This window comes from Acinetobacter sp. WCHA55 (genome assembly GCF_002165305.2).
Lineage (GTDB): Bacteria > Pseudomonadota > Gammaproteobacteria > Pseudomonadales > Moraxellaceae > Acinetobacter.
In genome coordinates, this window is record NZ_CP032286.1 from 1,353,111 (window position 1) to 1,371,472 (window position 18,362).

Annotated in this window: 18 protein-coding genes; 13 read left to right on the forward strand and 5 right to left on the reverse strand. The window is 41.3% G+C overall.

Annotated elements, in window-relative coordinates; genetic code table 11:
- Positions 1-123 precede the first annotated feature (123 nt).
- Positions 124-618, forward strand: coding sequence for a hypothetical protein (locus CDG62_RS09300; RefSeq protein ID WP_087526789.1), 495 nt, complete (start codon positions 124-126; stop codon positions 616-618).
- Between the two features lie 36 nt (positions 619-654).
- Here the strand turns inward: CDG62_RS09300 and ilvA are convergent, their stop codons facing one another.
- The gene (gene ilvA / locus CDG62_RS09305; RefSeq protein ID WP_087526790.1) at positions 655-2,193 is read right to left on the reverse strand and encodes a threonine ammonia-lyase, biosynthetic; all 1,539 of its coding nucleotides are present in this window, start codon (positions 2,191-2,193) and stop codon (positions 655-657) included.
- A 107-nt stretch (positions 2,194-2,300) separates the two neighbouring features.
- Between ilvA and rpiA the strand changes: the two genes are divergently transcribed.
- From rpiA to CDG62_RS09345, 8 genes are all read left to right on the forward strand, one after another.
- Complete coding sequence (rpiA, locus tag CDG62_RS09310; protein WP_087526791.1) at positions 2,301-2,972, forward strand: ribose-5-phosphate isomerase RpiA; 672 nt, start codon at positions 2,301-2,303, stop codon at positions 2,970-2,972.
- Between the two features lie 128 nt (positions 2,973-3,100).
- The gene (locus CDG62_RS09315; RefSeq protein WP_087526792.1) at positions 3,101-3,784 is read left to right on the forward strand and encodes a SprT family zinc-dependent metalloprotease; all 684 of its coding nucleotides are present in this window, start codon (positions 3,101-3,103) and stop codon (positions 3,782-3,784) included.
- A 259-nt stretch (positions 3,785-4,043) separates the two neighbouring features.
- Positions 4,044-5,078, forward strand: a complete 1,035-nt coding sequence (locus CDG62_RS09320; RefSeq protein WP_087526793.1) for a GGDEF domain-containing protein — start codon at positions 4,044-4,046, stop codon at positions 5,076-5,078.
- Between the two features lie 107 nt (positions 5,079-5,185).
- Positions 5,186-6,241, forward strand: a complete 1,056-nt coding sequence (gene argC / locus CDG62_RS09325; RefSeq protein WP_171405746.1) for an N-acetyl-gamma-glutamyl-phosphate reductase — start codon at positions 5,186-5,188, stop codon at positions 6,239-6,241.
- 79 nt (positions 6,242-6,320) lie between these two features.
- Positions 6,321-7,067, forward strand: a complete 747-nt coding sequence (locus tag CDG62_RS09330) for a DUF6776 family protein (protein ID WP_087526795.1) — start codon at positions 6,321-6,323, stop codon at positions 7,065-7,067.
- A gap of 17 nt (positions 7,068-7,084) precedes the next feature.
- Positions 7,085-7,501 carry an ATP-dependent Clp protease adapter ClpS gene (gene clpS / locus CDG62_RS09335; protein WP_087526796.1) on the forward strand — a complete coding sequence of 139 codons (417 nt, stop codon included), beginning with the start codon at positions 7,085-7,087 and terminating at the stop codon, positions 7,499-7,501.
- Between the two features lie 9 nt (positions 7,502-7,510).
- Positions 7,511-9,787 (forward strand): ATP-dependent Clp protease ATP-binding subunit ClpA, encoded by a 2,277-nt coding sequence (clpA, locus tag CDG62_RS09340; RefSeq protein ID WP_087526797.1) that lies wholly within the window; start codon positions 7,511-7,513, stop codon positions 9,785-9,787.
- A gap of 88 nt (positions 9,788-9,875) precedes the next feature.
- Positions 9,876-10,229 carry a YnfA family protein gene (locus CDG62_RS09345; protein ID WP_087526798.1) on the forward strand — a complete coding sequence of 118 codons (354 nt, stop codon included), beginning with the start codon at positions 9,876-9,878 and terminating at the stop codon, positions 10,227-10,229.
- 29 nt (positions 10,230-10,258) lie between these two features.
- On the opposite strand, the gene CDG62_RS09350 is transcribed toward CDG62_RS09345, so the two are convergent.
- The 3 genes from CDG62_RS09350 to CDG62_RS09360 form a co-directional block, all read right to left on the reverse strand.
- Positions 10,259-10,732 (reverse strand): hypothetical protein, encoded by a 474-nt coding sequence (locus CDG62_RS09350; RefSeq protein WP_086210227.1) that lies wholly within the window; start codon positions 10,730-10,732, stop codon positions 10,259-10,261.
- 89 nt (positions 10,733-10,821) lie between these two features.
- Complete coding sequence (argF, locus tag CDG62_RS09355) at positions 10,822-11,742, reverse strand: ornithine carbamoyltransferase (protein ID WP_087526799.1); 921 nt, start codon at positions 11,740-11,742, stop codon at positions 10,822-10,824.
- Between the two features lie 121 nt (positions 11,743-11,863).
- Entirely contained in the window at positions 11,864-12,514 is a 651-nt protein-coding gene (locus CDG62_RS09360) for a TetR/AcrR family transcriptional regulator (RefSeq protein WP_087526800.1), read from the reverse strand.
- Between the two features lie 246 nt (positions 12,515-12,760).
- Between CDG62_RS09360 and prpB the strand changes: the two genes are divergently transcribed.
- The 4 genes from prpB to CDG62_RS09380 all read left to right on the forward strand — a co-directional run bounded on the left by prpB (position 12,761) and on the right by CDG62_RS09380 (position 16,624).
- A complete protein-coding gene (gene prpB / locus CDG62_RS09365; RefSeq protein ID WP_087526801.1) occupies positions 12,761-13,645 on the forward strand; it encodes a methylisocitrate lyase in 885 nt (294 codons plus the stop codon).
- A gap of 2 nt (positions 13,646-13,647) precedes the next feature.
- Complete coding sequence (gene prpC, locus CDG62_RS09370; protein ID WP_087526802.1) at positions 13,648-14,784, forward strand: 2-methylcitrate synthase; 1,137 nt, start codon at positions 13,648-13,650, stop codon at positions 14,782-14,784.
- 187 nt (positions 14,785-14,971) lie between these two features.
- Positions 14,972-15,433, forward strand: a complete 462-nt coding sequence (locus CDG62_RS09375; protein ID WP_087526803.1) for a DUF2147 domain-containing protein — start codon at positions 14,972-14,974, stop codon at positions 15,431-15,433.
- Between the two features lie 264 nt (positions 15,434-15,697).
- On the forward strand, positions 15,698-16,624 hold the full coding sequence (locus CDG62_RS09380; RefSeq protein ID WP_087526804.1) for an alpha/beta hydrolase: 927 nt from the start codon (positions 15,698-15,700) through the stop codon (positions 16,622-16,624).
- A gap of 68 nt (positions 16,625-16,692) precedes the next feature.
- Here the strand turns inward: CDG62_RS09380 and CDG62_RS09385 are convergent, their stop codons facing one another.
- Positions 16,693-18,330, reverse strand: coding sequence for a long-chain-fatty-acid--CoA ligase (locus tag CDG62_RS09385; protein ID WP_087526805.1), 1,638 nt, complete (start codon positions 18,328-18,330; stop codon positions 16,693-16,695).
- Positions 18,331-18,362 lie beyond the last annotated feature (32 nt).

The following is an 18,362-nucleotide window of genomic DNA, read 5'->3' on the forward strand; positions in this document are numbered from 1 at the left end:
CGTCGATTGTTAACGAATGTTGTGCCAAATTTCACAAGATGTCATCTTTATACAGACACGCTTTTTTCGATCAACCGCGCTTTGCCTTATACCAATATATGACTCATCCAAAGGAGTATATAAATGCGGAAGACACTGTATGAATCCCTGAGGATCGCGTTTCCAGAATTGAATGATACCGCAATTCCAGAAGAACAAGATGAGTTTGAGCACTTTGTACGTTGGTTGAATAGCTATTATTCAAACATTCAAAAAATAGAACTCGACGATTTTCGCCAAAATGGTATCGATGAATGCCATCGACTCCAACAGTTAGGTATTGACTTAGACGAGCTGAAAAACCAAATCAATGATGATATGGCGTCTTTTTATCAAATGTATGACAGTGAGGAAGAGGAAACCTCAGGCATGCATGGTTATGACTTTGAGTTTAGTTTTGATGTTATTTTTAACCACATTAAAATTTTTATTGAGCCTTATGAACTCAGTTTACTGGTTATTGAGCGGGAGAGCCCTTATTGGCTGCTGGTACCGCATAATGATGAGCTGATCGATAGAATTATTGTGACTTATAATCACACGTTCGGTGATGAAGAGCCGATGCAACTCATAGAATAAAACCGCCTCGAAGGGCGGTTTTATGTATGATATCTGTTATTTTAAGAAACGTTGATAACCTAGGTTATTGGTAATTTCTTCATATGGATACGAAATACTTTCTAAGGTTTCAATTAAACCATCGGGGTTTTGTTTCGCATCACTTGCCTCTAAACCAACAAGGACACGACCTTCTGCCGCACCATGGTTACGGTAGTGGAATAGGGTAATGTTATGCGTAGGGCCAAGGCGTTCGAGGAACATTAATAGTGCACCTGGACGTTCAGGGAACTCAACACGGAACAAACGCTCGTTTTCAAGGTCTGCATGACCACCAATCAGGTAACGAATATGCAGTTTTGCCACTTCATCGTCAGACAAGTCATCGACATCGAACTGCGTTTTCAGCGCTTCGAAAATATCGTGACGTTCTTTTTCACCGCCTTTTAAGCTAATGCCAACAAAGACTTGTGCTGCACTGGCATCGCTCGCACGGTAGTTAAACTCGGTGATATTACGGCCCTGTAGCGCTCGACAGAAATTCAGGAATGAACCTTTTTTCTCTGGAATGGTCACAGCAAAAATAGCTTCTTTGCGTTCACCCAATTCAGTGCGTTCAGCAATATAACGTAAACGGTCAAAGTTCATGTTTGCACCACATACAATTGAGACGATGTTTTGCCCAATTAGCTCGTGTGTTTCAACATACTTTTTAATCCCTGCCAAGGCCATCGCACCCGATGGTTCTACGATGCTACGACATTCATCATAGGTATCTTTAATGGCCGCACAAATTTCGTCGGTGTTGACTAAAACCACTTCACGTTCAACGATTGGGCCAGAGTTATCTGATTTTTGTAGCTGAATCACTTCAAATGGTTTTTCACCAATTTGCGCGACAGCTGTACCATCGGCAAATAGACCGACTTGAGGCAGTACTACGCGTTCACCCGCTTCAAGTGCGGCCTTTAAGCAAGCAGACTCATCGTATTCAACAGGAATCACTTTGACATGTGGTGCAACATCGCCTAAGTAAGCAGCTACACCAGCAATTAAACCGCCGCCACCAACAGCGACGAAGACATAGTCGACATCGCGCCATTGGCGCAAAATTTCATTGCCAATCGTGCCTTGACCTGCCATGACCAGTTCATCGTCATAGGGTGGAATAAAGCTCATACCGTCTTCTGCGGCACGTTGAATTGCATATTTGTTGGCAACGTCAAAAGAGTCGCCGTGGAGAACTACTTCACCGCCTAAGCGTTTGACTGCCTGAACTTTAATATCTGGCGTGGTTTTCGGCATCACAATAATGGCGCGAATCCCGAGTTTTTTACCTGACAGTGCTACACCTTGGGCATGGTTGCCAGCAGATGCAGTAATTACGCCACGTTCAAGCTGGGCTCTAGGGAGTTGGCTAATGCGGTTATAGGCACCGCGCAGCTTAAATGAAAAGACGGGTTGTAAGTCTTCACGTTTAAAACGAATATTGTTATTGAGTTTCTCACTAATTCGAGGTGCCGCTTCGAGTGGAGTTTCGATTGCAACATCGTAGACAGTTGCTTGTAATATTTGTCGAACCAAACGAGACAGCATGTTAATTTCCCATTTAACAGTTTAAAATAGAGGATCATTGTAACAAACCCCTGTACATTTGGGCTGTAAAATCAGCAACAAATGTCAAAAAATAGTTGAGCCAAATTATGAGTCTGTATGCTACCCAAGATGAAAAAAAGCAAGCTGCTGCAAAAGCTGCCTTAAAGCACTTACCTAAAGGTGGCATATTAGGGGTAGGTACAGGCAGCACCGTGAATTTCTTAATTGAGCTTTTACCCGAACTTCAGCTTGAAGCGGCTGTGGCAAGTTCAGAAGCAACGGCTGAGCGCTTAAAGAAATTAGGAATTGAAGTGGTTGATATGAACTCTGTGGGCGGTTTAGATGCTTATGTAGATGGTGCAGATGAAATTGACCGCCATATGCATATGATCAAAGGCGGTGGTGCAGCACTGACTCGCGAAAAAATTGTAGCTTCAATTGCGAAAAAATTTGTTTGTATTGTGGATGACTCAAAATGGGTCAATCAGTTAGGTCACGACTTCCCACTTCCGATTGAAGTGATTCCAATGGCACGTTCTGCTGTGGCACGTAAAATTGTGGCACTTGGTGGTGATCCTGCTTACCGTGAAGGTGTGGTGACGGATAACGGTAATGTGATTTTAGATGTTTATAACCTGAATATTTTAAATGCGCTTGAGCTTGAAAAAACCATTAACGATATTCCTGGTGTGGTATGTAATGGTATTTTTGCAATCAATAAAGCAGATGTGGCTGTTGTTGCAACAGACAGCGGTATTGAAGAACGTACCGCGGTTTAATTTTAAATCTTCCCGAAGCTCTTCTTTGAAAAAGAGGGGCTAAAAGCAAAAACATTTTTATCTTATGTTTTTCTCCCTCCTTTCAAAAGGAGGGCTAGGGAGGATGATTCAATAAAAGAATAATATTAATGACCTTAGCAGACCTACCTGAAATTCAAATCACCCATCATGCCCGTGCGACCCGGTTACGACTTCGTGTTGAACCGACTCAAATTCGTTTAACCGTGCCTAAATCTTGTAGCAAACGACAAATTCAGGATTTTTTAAATCAATCTGAACAGTGGATGGTTGAAACTTGGCAGAAGCAACAATCCAGTCTGGTACAGATAGATCGAACCCTTCCCATAGAGTTGCTGTTATTTAATCGCCAAAATGCTTTAACTGTGAGCTATAAAACACAAAAAAATGCGTATATTTTGGATGAACACAATCACCAGCTTTGGATCAGTGAGCGTCAGCCTGAAAGTTATTTAAAATCTTTTGTAATTGCATACGCCAAACAGCATTTGCCCGTTTATTTGCAACAGGTTAGTCATGAAACTGGTTTAAAATTTACACAATGTGCAATTCGTCAGCCCAAAACACGCTGGGGGAGTTGTAGTGTCAAGCATGACATCATGCTTAACAGTGCTTTAGTGTTGTTTCCTGAAGCCATTACGCGCTATGTCTGTGTGCATGAACTCGCACATACGCAGTATTTTGATCATAGTGCACGTTTTTGGGCGGAAGTTGCTAAATATGATGAGGCTTTTCAGCAGCATCGAAAAACCTTAAAAACAACCGTGTTGCCGTATTGGTGGACAAGCGTTTAAAGTTAATTTTACGTGCAGAATTTAAAAATAATTTCTTCTGATTGATTGAGCGTTAGTCAAAAAATGCTCTAAACTTCATGATCTAAAGTAAACATTTCTCAATTTTAGTGCAAAGATCTCAAATGTGAATTTTACAGATATCCACTATTTTATATTAATCGTTCCAGCTTGCCTGATTTTAATGGGAAGCTTGCTTTTAATATGTCATTTTGCTTTTAGGGCTCCCTCATATTTATTGTGGCTTGGGCTTGGATATATTGTGCCTTCGTTTTCTGTAGCCGCGCAAAGTTTTATGTCGAATAAGCAGTTGGCTTTGTCGGCACCTTTTTTAGGCAGTATGTATTTGTTTGGCGCATGGGCCAGCGCTTATGCCATGGGCTTAAGAAAGAATGCCAATGCACGTCCATATTGGTGTTTGGCCTTGATTGTAATTGCTTTGCTTCCACTCAGTTATTATTCCTATGTAGATGATCAACTGTGGATCAGAATGCTGATTTTGAACATTTCTATTGCAGTGATTGAGTCTTTGGTTTTGTTTTCAATGTTTAAACATTATCAAGGGACTGATTTGCTCAATAAAATAGTCGACTTTTCCTACTTATTTATCGTGCTGTATACCTTTGTTCGTGGCATCATTATTTTTCTTTTTCTAAGAAATATCGAAGCAGATATGCTGGCAAACTCAGTCTGGTGGTTGATGATGCTTGCTGCGAGCATTATCTTAAGTATGTGGTTTGCAATAGTGCTGCTCGGAACATTGGTACGCGATATTATCCATCAACTCAATGATGAGCGGCTAAGAGATCCGCTAACGCATTTATTCAATCGACGTGGTTTTAACGAAGCCGCTAAACGGAAGTTGCATCAGCTCTCTAAACAGCCTTATTTCTTACTCATGTGTGATATTGATCATTTTAAGAAAATTAATGACAGCTATGGGCATTTGGTGGGTGATCAAATTTTACAACAAGTCGGTCAAATTATTGGGCAAAATGTCCGTGCGCACGACTTGGTGGGTCGTTTTGGCGGGGAAGAATTTATTGTCTTATTGCAAATTGATGACCCCACGCTGGCTTATAACATTGCCAATCGTATTCGTTTAGGTATTGCCGATGCACGATTATCCTCGAAAAGTATTGCCGTGACAGCAAGTTTTGGACTGGCTGCAGTACATCATTCCAACTTAAAATATGCCATACATGCTGCCGATCAATTGTTATATCAGGCAAAACATTCGGGACGAAATCAGATTGGTTTTGAGCCTGCGCAGAGTATATTGGATGCGCTCCATTAAGTGCTGATAGCACTAAAAACGCATAAATTCCAAGTAAAACAGTTTAGAAAGCAGAAACTTCCTGTCATACTAGGCAGCTACGAAATGGACAGTTTAAGTTTGAGGTAATACACGTGATTTCAGTTGGTATTGTCGGCGGTACAGGTTATACAGGCGTTGAATTGTTGCGTCTTTTACTACGACACCCAAATGTGCAAGTAAGCGTATTAACATCGCGTACAGAAGACGGTCGCCGTGTAGATGATATGTTTCCAAGCCTACGTGGACATACCGAACTTAAATATTCAGATTTGAATATTGATGAACTGAAAAAATGTGATGTGGTGTTCTTTGCGACACCGCATGGCGTTGCCATGAAGCATGCCGAAGAATTGGTGGCTGCAAATACTAAAGTGATTGACCTTGCCGCAGACTTCCGTTTACAAGACTTAGAGCAGTTTGAAAAATGGTATGGCATGCAACATACGTGCCCTGAACTGTTGAAAGACTCGGTTTATGGTTTATCAGAATTAAACCGTGAGCAGATTAAACAAGCTAATGTTATTGGTAACCCTGGTTGTTATCCAACAACAGTACAACTGGGTCTAGCGCCATTATTTAAGCAAAATGACACATTGGTTAAACCTGAAAGCATTATTATTGATGCAAAATCGGGTGTGTCTGGTGCAGGTCGTAAAGCAAGCCTTGGTATGATCTATTCTGAAAATGCAGATAATTTCAAAGCTTATGGTGTTGCAGGTCATCGTCATCATCCTGAAATTGTGGAAGCGTTGGAAAATATTTCAGGCTTAAAAGAGGTGTTTAACCACATTTTATTTGTCCCGCACTTGGTACCAATGATTCGTGGCATGCTGAGCACGATTTATGTGGACTTAACCGATGTTGGCGAAGCTGCTGATGTGCAAAGTTTATATGAACAGTTTTATGCCAATGAAGCTTTTGTCGATGTGATGCCTGCGGGAAGCTCACCAGAGACACGTTCCGTGCGGGGTGCAAATCAACTGCGTATTGCGCTGTATAAACCGCAACCAAAAAAATTGGTGGTCATTTCAGTGCAAGATAATTTGGTTAAAGGTGCAGCAGGTCAGGCTGTTCAAAACATGAACTTAATGTTTGGATTTGTCGAAACTGCAGGTCTAGATGGAATTGGTTTATTACCATAAAAAACGTTTTAAAACTTCACACACATTTAGATTTCGATTTAAATGTGTGTTTTGAATTGAATCAAAATAAGAGATGACGATGCCGAACACTGACACAAATATGACGTCACAACAGCCTGAACCTGCAAAGCCGTTTTTACAGACCAATAAGCCTTTGGCAATTGGTGCTGCAATATTAATGGTTGCAAGTGGACTATTGGGCTATACCGTCGGACATCGTCAGGGTTTAACGGTGGTGGGTTTTGATGCAGATGCTGAGCAACTGGTTGAAGTTGTACAAAAGCAAAAGACCAATCTGGATGCTTTAAATAAAAACTACAATGCTGCTGTTCAGGAACGTGACGTTGCTGTGACCAATTCGAATGAGCTGTATTTGTCATTGCAAAAAGCGCTGGATCAACAAGCACAATCGGAAACCACTGCTGTGATTTACCGTGAAGTTTTGCGCCAACGCGGTGGTATTCCGCTCGCTGTGCAGCATATTGCGATTAAACCTTTACCTGAAAATGCATTTGAATATCAACTTGACTTGGTTCAAGTTAGTCCATCTAAACGTGCAGCTTCAGGTACCGTTGAACTTCGACTCATTCGTGGTACAGAGGTTTTAGTTGTACCTCTTGAAGACAAAAACTTTAACTTTGAAAACTATGAGCGTTTAACAGGGCGTTGGACGATGCCAAAAGGCTTTACGCCACAGTTTATCGAAGTCCGTTTAACAGGCAGCACGCCAGTGACACGACGCTTTAGTTGGTCACGTGGTGAGGCCGTAGAAAGTCAATCTGCATTTGTCTCTGAAATTCCTCAGGCTGAGGCAAATGCGCAATAATTGTGAATTGTAAGTTTATGGGTATCTCTAAGCGTTCAACGTGTTTAAATGAAATCAAGCAGTCTTTTCATGAATCTGGCTATGTCGACTGGCATATCAGCCCGCGCTTGTGCAATGATGAACCGCATGAAGAAGAAAATGGGGATGTCGCTGTCCAAACCGCGCCACCTGAACTAAAGCGTCCACCACTCTATGCTGTCGTTTTAATGAACGATGACTACACCCCAATGGACTTTGTTATTGAAATTTTACAACAATACTTTGCTTTGAATCTTGACCAAGCCACTCAAGTAATGCTAACTGTACATTATGAAGGAAAAGGTGTTGCAGGCGTTTACCCGAGAGACATCGCGGAAACAAAAGCAAACCAAGTCAATAATTACGCTCGGTCTCAAGGTCATCCTTTACTTTGTCAGATTGAGCCGAAAGATTAAGGGGGTTCCATGCTCAGTCGTCAATTAGAAGTATCCTTACGTTTGGCTGTTAGTATGGCTCGACAAAAGAGACATGAATTCCTAACCGTTGAACATTTATTATTGGCTTTACTCGATAATGATTCGGCAGTAAATGCATTGAAAGCCTGCGGTGCAGATATTATTGTGCTTCGCAAAGAGCTTGAAGAATATGTAGAGCAGCACACCCCTAAGTTGGGCGAAAACAGTGACCAAGCCCCGCATCCAACCGAAAGTTTTGACCGTATCTTACAACGGGCAATTTTCCATGTGCAATCAAGCGGTGGTGATCGTACAGTTGAAGGCGCAGATATTTTAGTGGCGATGTACTCTGAGCGTGACTCTTTTGCAGTCTACCTCTTGAAACGCCATCAAATTAACCGTTTAACGTTGACTCAGTATTTAGCACATGGTACTCGTAAAGATGAAGTACAAGTGGAAGAAGAAGTTGAAGATTTAGATGGCGAGTCGAGCAGTTCAAGTAATGCTGGCCCGTTAGAGCTTTACACAACCAATTTAAATGTTGAAGCGCAAAAGGGAAAAACAGATCCTTTAATTGGTCGTGAAAAAGAAATTGAGCGTGCAGCACAAATTCTATGCCGTCGTCGTAAAAATAACCCATTATTGGTGGGTGATCCTGGTGTTGGTAAAACATCGATTGCTGAAGGTTTGGCTTGGCTTATTGTCAATGGTAAAGCACCTAAACCATTGGCAAATGCAGAAGTGTATAGTTTAGATATTGGGGCGCTGGTTGCAGGAACAAAATATCGTGGAGACTTTGAAAAACGTTTAAAACAGCTTTTGAACGCGTTGAAAAAGAAACCAGAAGCGGTTTTGTTTATTGATGAAATCCACATGATTATTGGTGCAGGCTCTAGTATGGGTAGTACGATGGATGCATCAAACTTGATTAAACCCGCTTTGGCCAATGGTTCATTACGCTGCATTGGTTCAACCACGTTCCAAGAATATCGCCAAGTGTTTGAAAAAGATCATGCATTGTCACGTCGTTTCCAAAAAATTGATGTGAATGAGCCATCTATTTCAGAAACGATTGATATCCTACGAGGCTTGAAAAGCAAGTTTGAAGATTTCCATCATGTTAAATATGATGACAAAGCTTTAATTTCAGCGGTTGAGTTGTCTGCAAAGTTCATTAATGACCGTTTCTTACCAGATAAAGCCATTGATGTGATTGATGAAGTAGGGGCGCAGCGTCGTCTGAAAGCTGAACAAGATGATACGCTTATTACGGTTGAAAACATTGAAGATATCGTGTCGAAAATTGCACGTATTCCACCAAAAACCGTATCTAAAGATGACAAGACTGTTCTTGAAAATCTTGAGCGCGATTTAAAACGAGTGGTGTTTGGTCAAGATGAAGCCATCGAAGCTTTAGGCTCAGCAATTAAGCTGTCACGTGCAGGTTTAAAATCACCTGATAAACCTGTAGGTAGTTTTGTTTTTGCGGGCCCAACTGGGGTAGGTAAAACAGAAGTTACCAAACAACTTGCAAAATTATTGGGCGTTGAGCTGGTTCGTTTTGATATGTCGGAGTATATGGAGCGTCATGCGGTTTCACGTTTGATTGGTGCGCCTCCCGGTTATGTGGGCTTTGATCAAGGTGGTCTGTTGACCGATGCGATTCATAAAAATCCGCACTGTGTATTATTGCTAGATGAGATTGAAAAAGCACATCCAGACGTGTTCAACTTATTGCTACAAATCATGGATCATGGTTCATTGACCGATAACAATGGTCGTAAATCAGACTTCCGTAATGTAGTGTTGGTCTTGACCACAAATATTGGCGCAGAAAGTATTTCCCGCGTGAGTATTGGCTTCATGGATCAAGACAACAGTAATGATAACCAAGATGCGATGAAAAAGGCATTTTCTCCAGAATTCCGTAACCGTTTAGATAGCGTGATTCAGTTTAAGGCTTTACCAACAACAGTAATTGAAAATGTAGTGGATAAGTTCTTAACTGAGCTCCAAGCGCAACTGGATGAGAAAAAAGTCATTTTAGAAGTGGACCAAAGTGCGCGTGAGTGGATGGCTGAAAATGGCTATGATCGTTTAATGGGCGCTCGTCCAATGCAACGACTTATCCAAGAGCATTTGAAAAAACCACTGGCTGAAATGATTCTATTTGGTGAGCTTGCAGAACATGGTGGTAATGTTGCGGTCTCTGTGAAGAAGGAAAATGGTAAAGCGGTTGGTTTAAAACTTGAAGTTTTTGAAGACCAAACGGCTGAGCCTGCTTAAAGATTGCTACATAATTTAAAACCCGTGTTCGCACGGGTTTTTTATTGAAGAAAGTATTTAACAGTTAGAAGTAACAAAAGTAGGATGCATGGATATTCAATTGACGAAGGTTTTAAGTACATTTGTATTGTTTTTGGTAACCGCTGTGATGGAAATATTAGGCTGTTATTTTCCTTATTTGATTTTAAATCAGGGGAGAAGTCATTGGTTGTGGATTCCTACAGCTTTAGCGTTAGGTGCTTTTGTCTGGCTGTTGACTTTACATCCAGCTGCGTCAGGACGTATTTATGCCGCTTATGGGGGAATTTATATTTTTACTGCGTTGTTATGGTTGCGTTATGTCGATCAGGTTCAACTTTCCCGTTGGGATGTAATGGGTGGTGCCGTGGTATTGATTGGTGCGGCTATGATTATCTTACAACCACAGGGATTGGTCCGCTAAAGTAGAGAACCAATCACTATATGGCATTATTATTTGATACCGCAGTCTTTCTGTTTTAGCTCTAAATCGTAGCTGTTTTTTTCGGAGTTAAGCTGTAGTTTTACAATGTAGGGATTATGGCGCTGATATTGATGCTCGAAGAAGATATTGCAGTTTTGCAGGACATTCTTTTTAATCACTTTTTGAACTTCTTTTTCACCTAAATCTTGTTCAAACTGGGCGAAATCTGGGGTAATGATCATCCCTTTAAGTTCGGTACGGTCTGCATATAGATTAAATTGTTCAATGATGGTGTTGTTATCAATTTCAATTGGGAGAGTTCGTGAGTCTTCTGCTGTTAATACCGTTAATATTTCATTCAACGTTTCAGGTTGTTGAATTTTAAAATTTGCATCAATAATTTGTTTGGATTGTAGGTAATCATCGAATTCAGAAGCGTGAACCTGACAAAATGTAGTACTTAGGAGTGTAGCAAGGCACAGGCCAGTTTTTTTGAAATGCATGGAAAGTGTCGCTTATAAAAATTATGTTCCGATTATAGCTTTGCTGGTATAAAAAAAGCACCCTTAGGTGCTTTTCGTTGGAAAATTAATTAATCTTTCTTGGCATTTTCATTAAGTAAAAACTCAACCAATGCTTTTTGTGCATGTAAGCGGTTTTCAGCTTCGTCCCAAACCACGGCATTTTTATGGTCGAGCATCTTTTCAGAAATTTCTTCGCCGCGATGCGCAGGTAAGCAATGCATAAATAAACAATCAGGATGAGCAAGATCCATAAGACGTTCATTTACTTGATAGTCTGCAAACGCAGCTTCACGAATTTTTTGCTCTTCTTCTTGGCCCATGCTTGCCCATACATCGGTCACGATGAGGTCTGCATTTACGGCCGCATCTTCGGCTGAATTAACCAGTTCAGCACAATGCGCAAATTCGCTTAAAAATTCTGCTTTGGGTTCATAACCTTTCGGTGCAGCAATCTTTAACTTAAAACCCCACATATGCGCAGCTTCAATATATGAATTACACATATTATTGCCATCACCAATCCATGCTACAGTTTTGCCTGTGATGGGTCCACGGTGTTCAACAAAAGTTTGAACATCTGCAAGCAGTTGGCAAGGATGATGATCATCGGTCAAAGCATTAATCACAGGAACTTTTGAATAAGACGCAAAACGTTCAACAATGTCATGTCCGAAAGTACGGATCATCACAATATCCAACATGCTTGAGATCACACGTGCTGAATCTTCAATAGGTTCACCACGCCCCAGTTGCGTATCTCGTGGAGAAAGAAAAATTGCGCTACCACCGAACTGGCTCATGCCTGCTTCAAACGATACACGGGTACGAGTACTCGATTTTTCAAAAATCATACCCATAACTTTACCAACAAAAGGTTGGAAGACTTCGCTATTGTGCTGTTTACGTTTCAGTTCAATACCGCGTTGCACAACTTGGTTAAGTTCTAAAGTAGATAAATCGCGTAAGGTAAGAAAGTGACGTAGAGCCATTGTTACTCCACAATAATTGCTGAAAACTGAAATAAAAACAGAACAACAATTAGTTGTTGGTTGGTGAAAAGAAAAAAGAGAATAGATTAATATACTATATGCAAAGGAAATTGCAAAAAAACTAGACTTTTTGATGACCTGCTAAGAAACGATCTACGCAATAATGAACATATTCTAGATTTTCTTTTTCATTTTCTTCAACATAGATGTTCATGAGTACTCGCCACTCTAATTCGCGTACAATGCCAAAAAAAAGCTGCGCAGAATAATTTGGGTGTTCACATCGAATAATACCTATTTCATCTGCTTTGGTTAAAATGCAAGCCACGGCATCTTCAATATGTTTAGGTCCCTGTTTGTGAATATGAAAGGCCAGTTGCGGATTACGTTGTACTTGTTCCATAATGAGTCTTAAAAAAGAGGCATTCTCTGGAAGTATAAGATGCGTTTGAATGTTTAAAATGGTTTGTATTAAATAAACGCGCAAATTGCCCTTAGTAAAATCAAAAGGCATACAAATGTCTTTAAAAAACAACTCACGACGGTAGTCGCAAATTGCCGTAAAAAGACCGTCTTTATTTCCAAAATATTTGTAAATCGATGCTTTTGAACCACCCGCATGGTTCACAATATCATCAAGTGAAACTGCATCGTAGCCATGTTGCAAAAACAACTCGTTTGCACTTAATAAAAATGCAAGACAGCGTTCATGACCTCGTTTTGTGTGAGGTATGTCACGTGTAAGGGGTTCTAGTTGAACTGAGTCGTGCATATAACTAACAACAGCCTAATAAATGTGGATCTCTAGTTGCTATCATAGCAAAAATATGTACACATTGTTGTTTTGAGGCTTATCTGTTTACCACTAAACCTCAGTGCGTGGAAGAAAATTACACAATAAAAGAGTGAACCATGGGACTAAAGTTTTAGAGTTTTCATTCTAAAATGTCATAGCCAATTCAGTCATTATGGCTATACTCAAAACTCGAAAATTAAAGTAAATGCCGTGGAAAGGACGATGACAGAACAAAAATCTGCAGGCTTAAGATTTAGACAAGCACTAGAAGTGGAAAAACCATTACAAATTATCGGTACAGTCAATGCTTATGCAGCAATGATGGCGAAACAGGTGGGCTACAAGGCCATCTACCTTTCGGGTGCTGGTGTAGCCAACTACTCTTATGGATTGCCTGATTTAGGCATGACCAGTCTAGATAATGTTTTGGAAGATGTACGCCGCATTACTGAGCGTGTAGACACCCCGTTGCTGGTCGATATTGACACAGGTTGGGGTGGGGCATTTAACATTGCCCGTACTGTGAAACAAATGATTGCAGCAGGCGCAGCCGCAGTTCACATCGAAGATCAAGTGGCACAAAAACGTTGTGGCCACCGCCCCAACAAAGAAATCGTCACCCAACAAGAAATGGTCGACCGTGTAAAAGCGGCTGTCGATGCCAAAACCGATTCAAACTTTGTGGTGATGGCACGTACCGATGCCCTACAAAAAGAAGGCCTACAAGCGGTGATTGACCGTGCTTGTGCTTGTGTAGAAGCTGGTGCTGATGCAATCTTTGCCGAAGCAATGACTGACATTACTATGTACAAAACCGTCTGTGATGCAGTCGGTGTTCCAGTACTGGCCAACATTACAGAATTTGGTGATACCCCGTACTACACCAAAGAACAACTGGCAGAACAAGGCATCTCAATGGTGCTCTACCCACTGTCACCGACTCGTGCCATGCAAAAGGCGGCACTGGAAGTCATGCATGCCATCCGTAACGACGGAACCCAAGTTAATGTGCTCGACAAAATGCAACAGCGCAAAGAACTCTACGAATTTCTGGATTACCACACCTTTGAAAACACATTAGACAAGCTGTTTAAACAGGAGAATTAAAAATGGCTGAAGGAAAAGTCCTCACAGGCGCAGGATTGCGCGGACAAGTCGCGGGAAAGACAGCACTATCAACCGTAGGCAAAAGCGGAGCAGGTCTAACCTACCGCGGTTATGACGTACAAGACCTCGCTGAAAACTGCCAGTTTGAAGAAGTGGCTTACTTGATCTTCTTTGGTGAACTACCAACAGCAGCACAGCTCACTGCCTATAAAGCGAAACTCAAATCACTGCGTCAACTGCCACAAGCACTCAAAGAAGTACTTGAGCGTATCCCTGCAGACTCACACCCAATGGATGTGATGCGCACAGGTGTATCGATGCTTGGTAACCTAGAAACAGAACAATCTTTCGTAGAACAGCAAGATGTTGCAGACCGTATTCTCGCAACACTTCCAGCAATCATTTGCTACTGGTATCGTTTTAGCCATGATGGCGTGCGTATTGAAGAAAATACCGATGACGATTCAATTGGCGCTCAATTCCTGCATTTACTACATGGTGAAAAGCCAAACGAATTGCATGAGCAGGTAATGAATGTATCTTTGATCCTTTATGCAGAGCATGAGTTCAACGCCTCTACATTTACTGCACGTGTATGTGCTTCAACTTTATCCGATATGCATTCATGCATTACAGGTGCAATTGGTTCACTACGTGGCCCATTACACGGTGGTGCCAATGAAGCTGCGATGGAAATGATTGAAAACTGGACATCAGCTGAAGAGGCTGAGCGTGAAATGTTGGGTAAATTGGAGCGTAAAGAAAAGATCATGGGCTTTGGTCATGCAATCTACAAAGACAATGATCCGCGCAATGGCATCATTAAGATTTGGTCAGAGCGCTTAGCCAAAGACGTAGGCGATACGGTGCTTTATCCAGTATCAGTCCGCTGTGAAGAAGTGATGTGGCGTGAGAAGAAATTGTTCTGTAATGCAGACTTTTTCCATGCATCGGCATATCACTTTATGGGTATTGCAACCAAACTATTTACCCCAATCTTCGTGATGAGTCGTGTAACAGGCTGGGCAGCACATGTGATGGAGCAGCGTGCAGACAACCGTATTATTCGACCAAGTGCGGACTATACCGGGCCTGAGCTACGTAAAGTGGTGCCGATTGAAGAACGTTCAGCAGCTTAATATGAAGCTTTGATAGATTATAAAAAAGCCTCTTCGGAGGCTTTTTTATATGCAATTTTTTCGTTGATTTTTATCATGGGTTAATTTTCTATAAATATTTAATTTTAATGAAATAATTGATCAATCAAAGAATAGAGTTGTTATAATCTCGCCCGTTTATTTCTTCATTTTTATTGTAATTTACGTTATGAAACATAAATTTTTGTGTACATCAGCACTGTTTTTGGGGTTGACTCATTCTGCTTTCGCCATGCCATTTGACCCGCTTATTGGAACATGGAAAGTGATTGATGATCGGACCGGATATTATATTTCAGATATTGTGATTCGTAAGAATTCTAAAACATCACAATATAGCGCAGTGGTGACCAAGTACTATCCTTTGGCTGGAGCGCCTGTGAGTGATGTATGTAGTAAGTGTCAGGGTGGGCTTAAGGATAAACCGATTTTTGGTATGCAAGTGCTGAATGGCTTGGTGGGGGATGGAACAGGTCAAAAATTCGCAAAAGGCCAATGGTTGAATCCTCAAGATGGCCGTGTGTATAACATCAATACTGCACAGTTAAATGCTGGTAAAGATCAGATGAAGGTACAAGCCTCAGCAAAAGATGCGAAAGGCTTGAGCAACATGACATGGAAAAAGCTTTAGGTCTTTTGATGGTGTCGATAAGGTCATCGCACTGTGACAGTGAGATGACCTTTTTTTGGATAAAAAAAGTTAGAGAAGGATTTTCTAGGCTTGCTGAATTCGTATAAAAAAGGAAAATCATCTTTCGGAGTGTGTGGTCAAAGAAAATGTAGCCTATAAAATTGATGAGATGGATACCGTGAAGAGAGATGGATTTACTTAATTGATAATGATAACTATTATTTTATGTTAAGATTCGGTATCTCATGGCTGTATCTATGAAAAATGACTCATCTTTATAGAAAGACTTTTACTACGCTGCTCTCGCGAATTTTTGGGTTGTTGTTGGTCTTGGGTGTTAGCTTAAGCATTTATGCGAAACCTGAAATGAAACCTTTACCTGCCAATATTGCAGAAATAGGCTCAGCGTATTACAGTTTTACAGTTAAAGAATTTGCAACTAAAGATCCAAATAAAACTTATAGTGTTTGGTTAGGTATTCCAAAGACACGGCAGAAGATGCAGAACGCTTATGCATCGGTCTTTATGCTGGATGGTAACTCTGCGATGTCCCATTTGAATGAGGATGTGCTGAAATCTTTACTGGAAAATGATGCCCCTGTATTGGTTGCCATTGGTTATAAAACCAATTTGCCATTTGCCACAGCTTTTCGTTCAGTTGACTATACTCCAGCAGACTTATTAACGGGAAAACCCGCCCAAGATCCAAGAAATCCAGAGCGAATGAGCGGGGGAAGTGCTGATTTTAGAAATGTGATTTTGAGCGATATCGCGCCTTGGGTTGAGCAAAATGTAAAACTGGATGCACAAAAAAGAGCACTGTGGGGACATTCATACGGTGGTTTATTTGTCCTTGATAGTTTGATTGATGGGCGTTACTTTAGTTATTTCTTTGCCGCAAGCCCGTCTCTATCTTGGGCTGATGAGCGCATGATGAAAAAAATTAGAGCTGTAAAATTTGTCAAAGAGCCACAAAAACATGTATTGCTGATGGAAGGTGATCTTTTAACACATACAGGAGCACAGCAAAGCGCTAATTTTGATGCAAATGGCATCAATAGAAATAGAGAAATTTTGTCTATATTCAATCAGCAAGGAGTAGAGGCTAAATTTTTAATCTATCCAAATCTAAAGCATGGTGAGGTCTTTAAAGCGTCTTTATTAGACGTGCTTTCAAATAAATTGTATTGATGGTATTTAAATTATCCGAACATAAAGAAAAGCCTGACCATAAGATCAGGCTTATATTTTAAACAATGCTAAACAGGGTTCTGTTCCAGTAGTACTTGGCCATATTGGGCGCGGAGTTCACGTTTTAGCATTTTACCCGTACCGCTCAGTGGAATACTGTCGACAAAGATCACACGGTCAGGGATCTGCCATTTCGCAATTTTGTCGGTATAGTAGTCTAAAATACTTTGTTCAGTGATTGTACTTTCAGGTCGTCTCACCGCAATAACAATTGGACGCTCATCCCATTTTGGATGTTCGGCTGCAATAACGGCTGCCATAAGAATGTCTGAATGTCCCATCGCAAGGTTTTCAAGTTCAACTGATGAAATCCATTCGCCACCAGACTTGATTAAATCTTTAGAGCGGTCACTGATGCACAAGAAGCCGTCTTCATCTAAGGTTGCAATATCACCTGTGTCAAACCAGCCATCGGTCGTGAGGGCAGATTCATCTTTACCAAAGTAACTGTCAATAATCCAGTGCCCTTTAATTTGTAGATTTCCAATCTGCTCACCATCGCGCGCAATTTCATGGTTGCCTTTTTCTTCATCTGTAAGACGTAAATCCACGCCAAAAGGCGGACGGCCTTGAGAAAGACGTAGCTTGAAACGCTCCTGTTCAGAGAGCTGTTGATGTTTGGCTTTCAGCTGGTTGGCAGAGCCGAGTGGACTGGTTTCGGTCATGCCCCATGCATGGATGGTGTCACAGTTATAGTCATTTTTAAAGGCTGCTAACATGGATGGTGGACATGCAGAACCACCGACCACGTTACGGTTCATACTTGCCAGTTGGCTGCCTGTTTGTTTGGCTGCAGCCAGTAAGCCTTGCCAAATGGTTGGTACACCCAAAGCCACAGTCACTTTATATGTGTCAATCATGTTCACTAGACTTGGCCCATCTAGACCTGGCCCTGGCAGTACAACTGTACAACCGACCATAGCCGCTGCATAAGGCGTACCCCAAGCATTGACATGGAACATGGGTACTACAGGCAACATGATGTCATTTGCAGACAGATTTAGAGAGTCGGGGAGGCTGATGGCAAAACTATGTAAAATGGTCGAGCGATGGCTGTATAGCACACCTTTTGGATTTCCAGTTGTGCCTGAGGTATAGCACAAAGAGCTTGCAGTTTGCTCATCGAAACTTGGCCATGTGAATTGTTCAGACTCTTTGCTGATCAAGTCATCATAAAATTTCACATCGGCCATTTTTTCTGTAATAGCTTCATCAGCTGCATCTAGGCAAATAAAGTGCTCTACATGAGGTAAATGTGCTTTCACCGCAGCAATGAGTGGCGCAAAGGTTTTATCAAATAACACCACACGATCTTGGGCATCATTGATAATAAAAATCAGTTGTTCTGGAAATAAACGTGGGTTGATGGTATGGCAAATATAGCCACTGCCAGAGATCGCATACCAAGATTCTAGGTGACGATGATTGTTCCATGCGATGGTCGCCACACGGTCACTTTGTGAAAGTCCTAAACCGTTAAGTACATTGGCAAATCGCTTCGAATTGGCTGCGACTTTGGCCCAGTTGGTTTCAGTAATACTACCGTCTGTATTTTTAGAAATAATAGCTGTATCCGCATGGTAGCGTTCTGCGTGATCAATAAGATTGCTAATCAATAGCGGTTGAAACATCATACGTCCAAGCATGTATAAATATCCTTATCGTTGCTTTATTATCA

Excerpts from the sequence above, each read along its gene's own strand:
- prpC (WP_087526802.1), top strand. The coding sequence starts at position 13,648 with ATGGCTGAAGGAAAAGTCCTCACAGGCGCAGGATTGCGCGGACAAGTC.
- CDG62_RS09300 (WP_087526789.1), top strand. The coding sequence starts at position 124 with ATGCGGAAGACACTGTATGAATCCCTGAGGATCGCGTTTCCAGAATTG.
- rpiA (WP_087526791.1), top strand. The coding sequence starts at position 2,301 with ATGAGTCTGTATGCTACCCAAGATGAAAAAAAGCAAGCTGCTGCAAAA.
- CDG62_RS09380 (WP_087526804.1), top strand. The coding sequence starts at position 15,698 with ATGACTCATCTTTATAGAAAGACTTTTACTACGCTGCTCTCGCGAATT.
- clpS (WP_087526796.1), top strand. The coding sequence starts at position 7,085 with ATGGGTATCTCTAAGCGTTCAACGTGTTTAAATGAAATCAAGCAGTCT.
- CDG62_RS09345 (WP_087526798.1), top strand. The coding sequence starts at position 9,876 with ATGGATATTCAATTGACGAAGGTTTTAAGTACATTTGTATTGTTTTTG.
- CDG62_RS09330 (WP_087526795.1), top strand. The coding sequence starts at position 6,321 with ATGCCGAACACTGACACAAATATGACGTCACAACAGCCTGAACCTGCA.
- CDG62_RS09375 (WP_087526803.1), top strand. The coding sequence starts at position 14,972 with ATGAAACATAAATTTTTGTGTACATCAGCACTGTTTTTGGGGTTGACT.
- ilvA (WP_087526790.1), bottom strand. The coding sequence starts at position 2,193 with ATGCTGTCTCGTTTGGTTCGACAAATATTACAAGCAACTGTCTACGAT.
- argF (WP_087526799.1), bottom strand. The coding sequence starts at position 11,742 with ATGGCTCTACGTCACTTTCTTACCTTACGCGATTTATCTACTTTAGAA.
- CDG62_RS09315 (WP_087526792.1), top strand. The coding sequence starts at position 3,101 with ATGACCTTAGCAGACCTACCTGAAATTCAAATCACCCATCATGCCCGT.
- CDG62_RS09350 (WP_086210227.1), bottom strand. The coding sequence starts at position 10,732 with ATGCATTTCAAAAAAACTGGCCTGTGCCTTGCTACACTCCTAAGTACT.
- prpB (WP_087526801.1), top strand. The coding sequence starts at position 12,761 with ATGACAGAACAAAAATCTGCAGGCTTAAGATTTAGACAAGCACTAGAA.
- clpA (WP_087526797.1), top strand. The coding sequence starts at position 7,511 with ATGCTCAGTCGTCAATTAGAAGTATCCTTACGTTTGGCTGTTAGTATG.
- CDG62_RS09385 (WP_087526805.1), bottom strand. The coding sequence starts at position 18,330 with ATGCTTGGACGTATGATGTTTCAACCGCTATTGATTAGCAATCTTATT.
- CDG62_RS09360 (WP_087526800.1), bottom strand. The coding sequence starts at position 12,514 with ATGCACGACTCAGTTCAACTAGAACCCCTTACACGTGACATACCTCAC.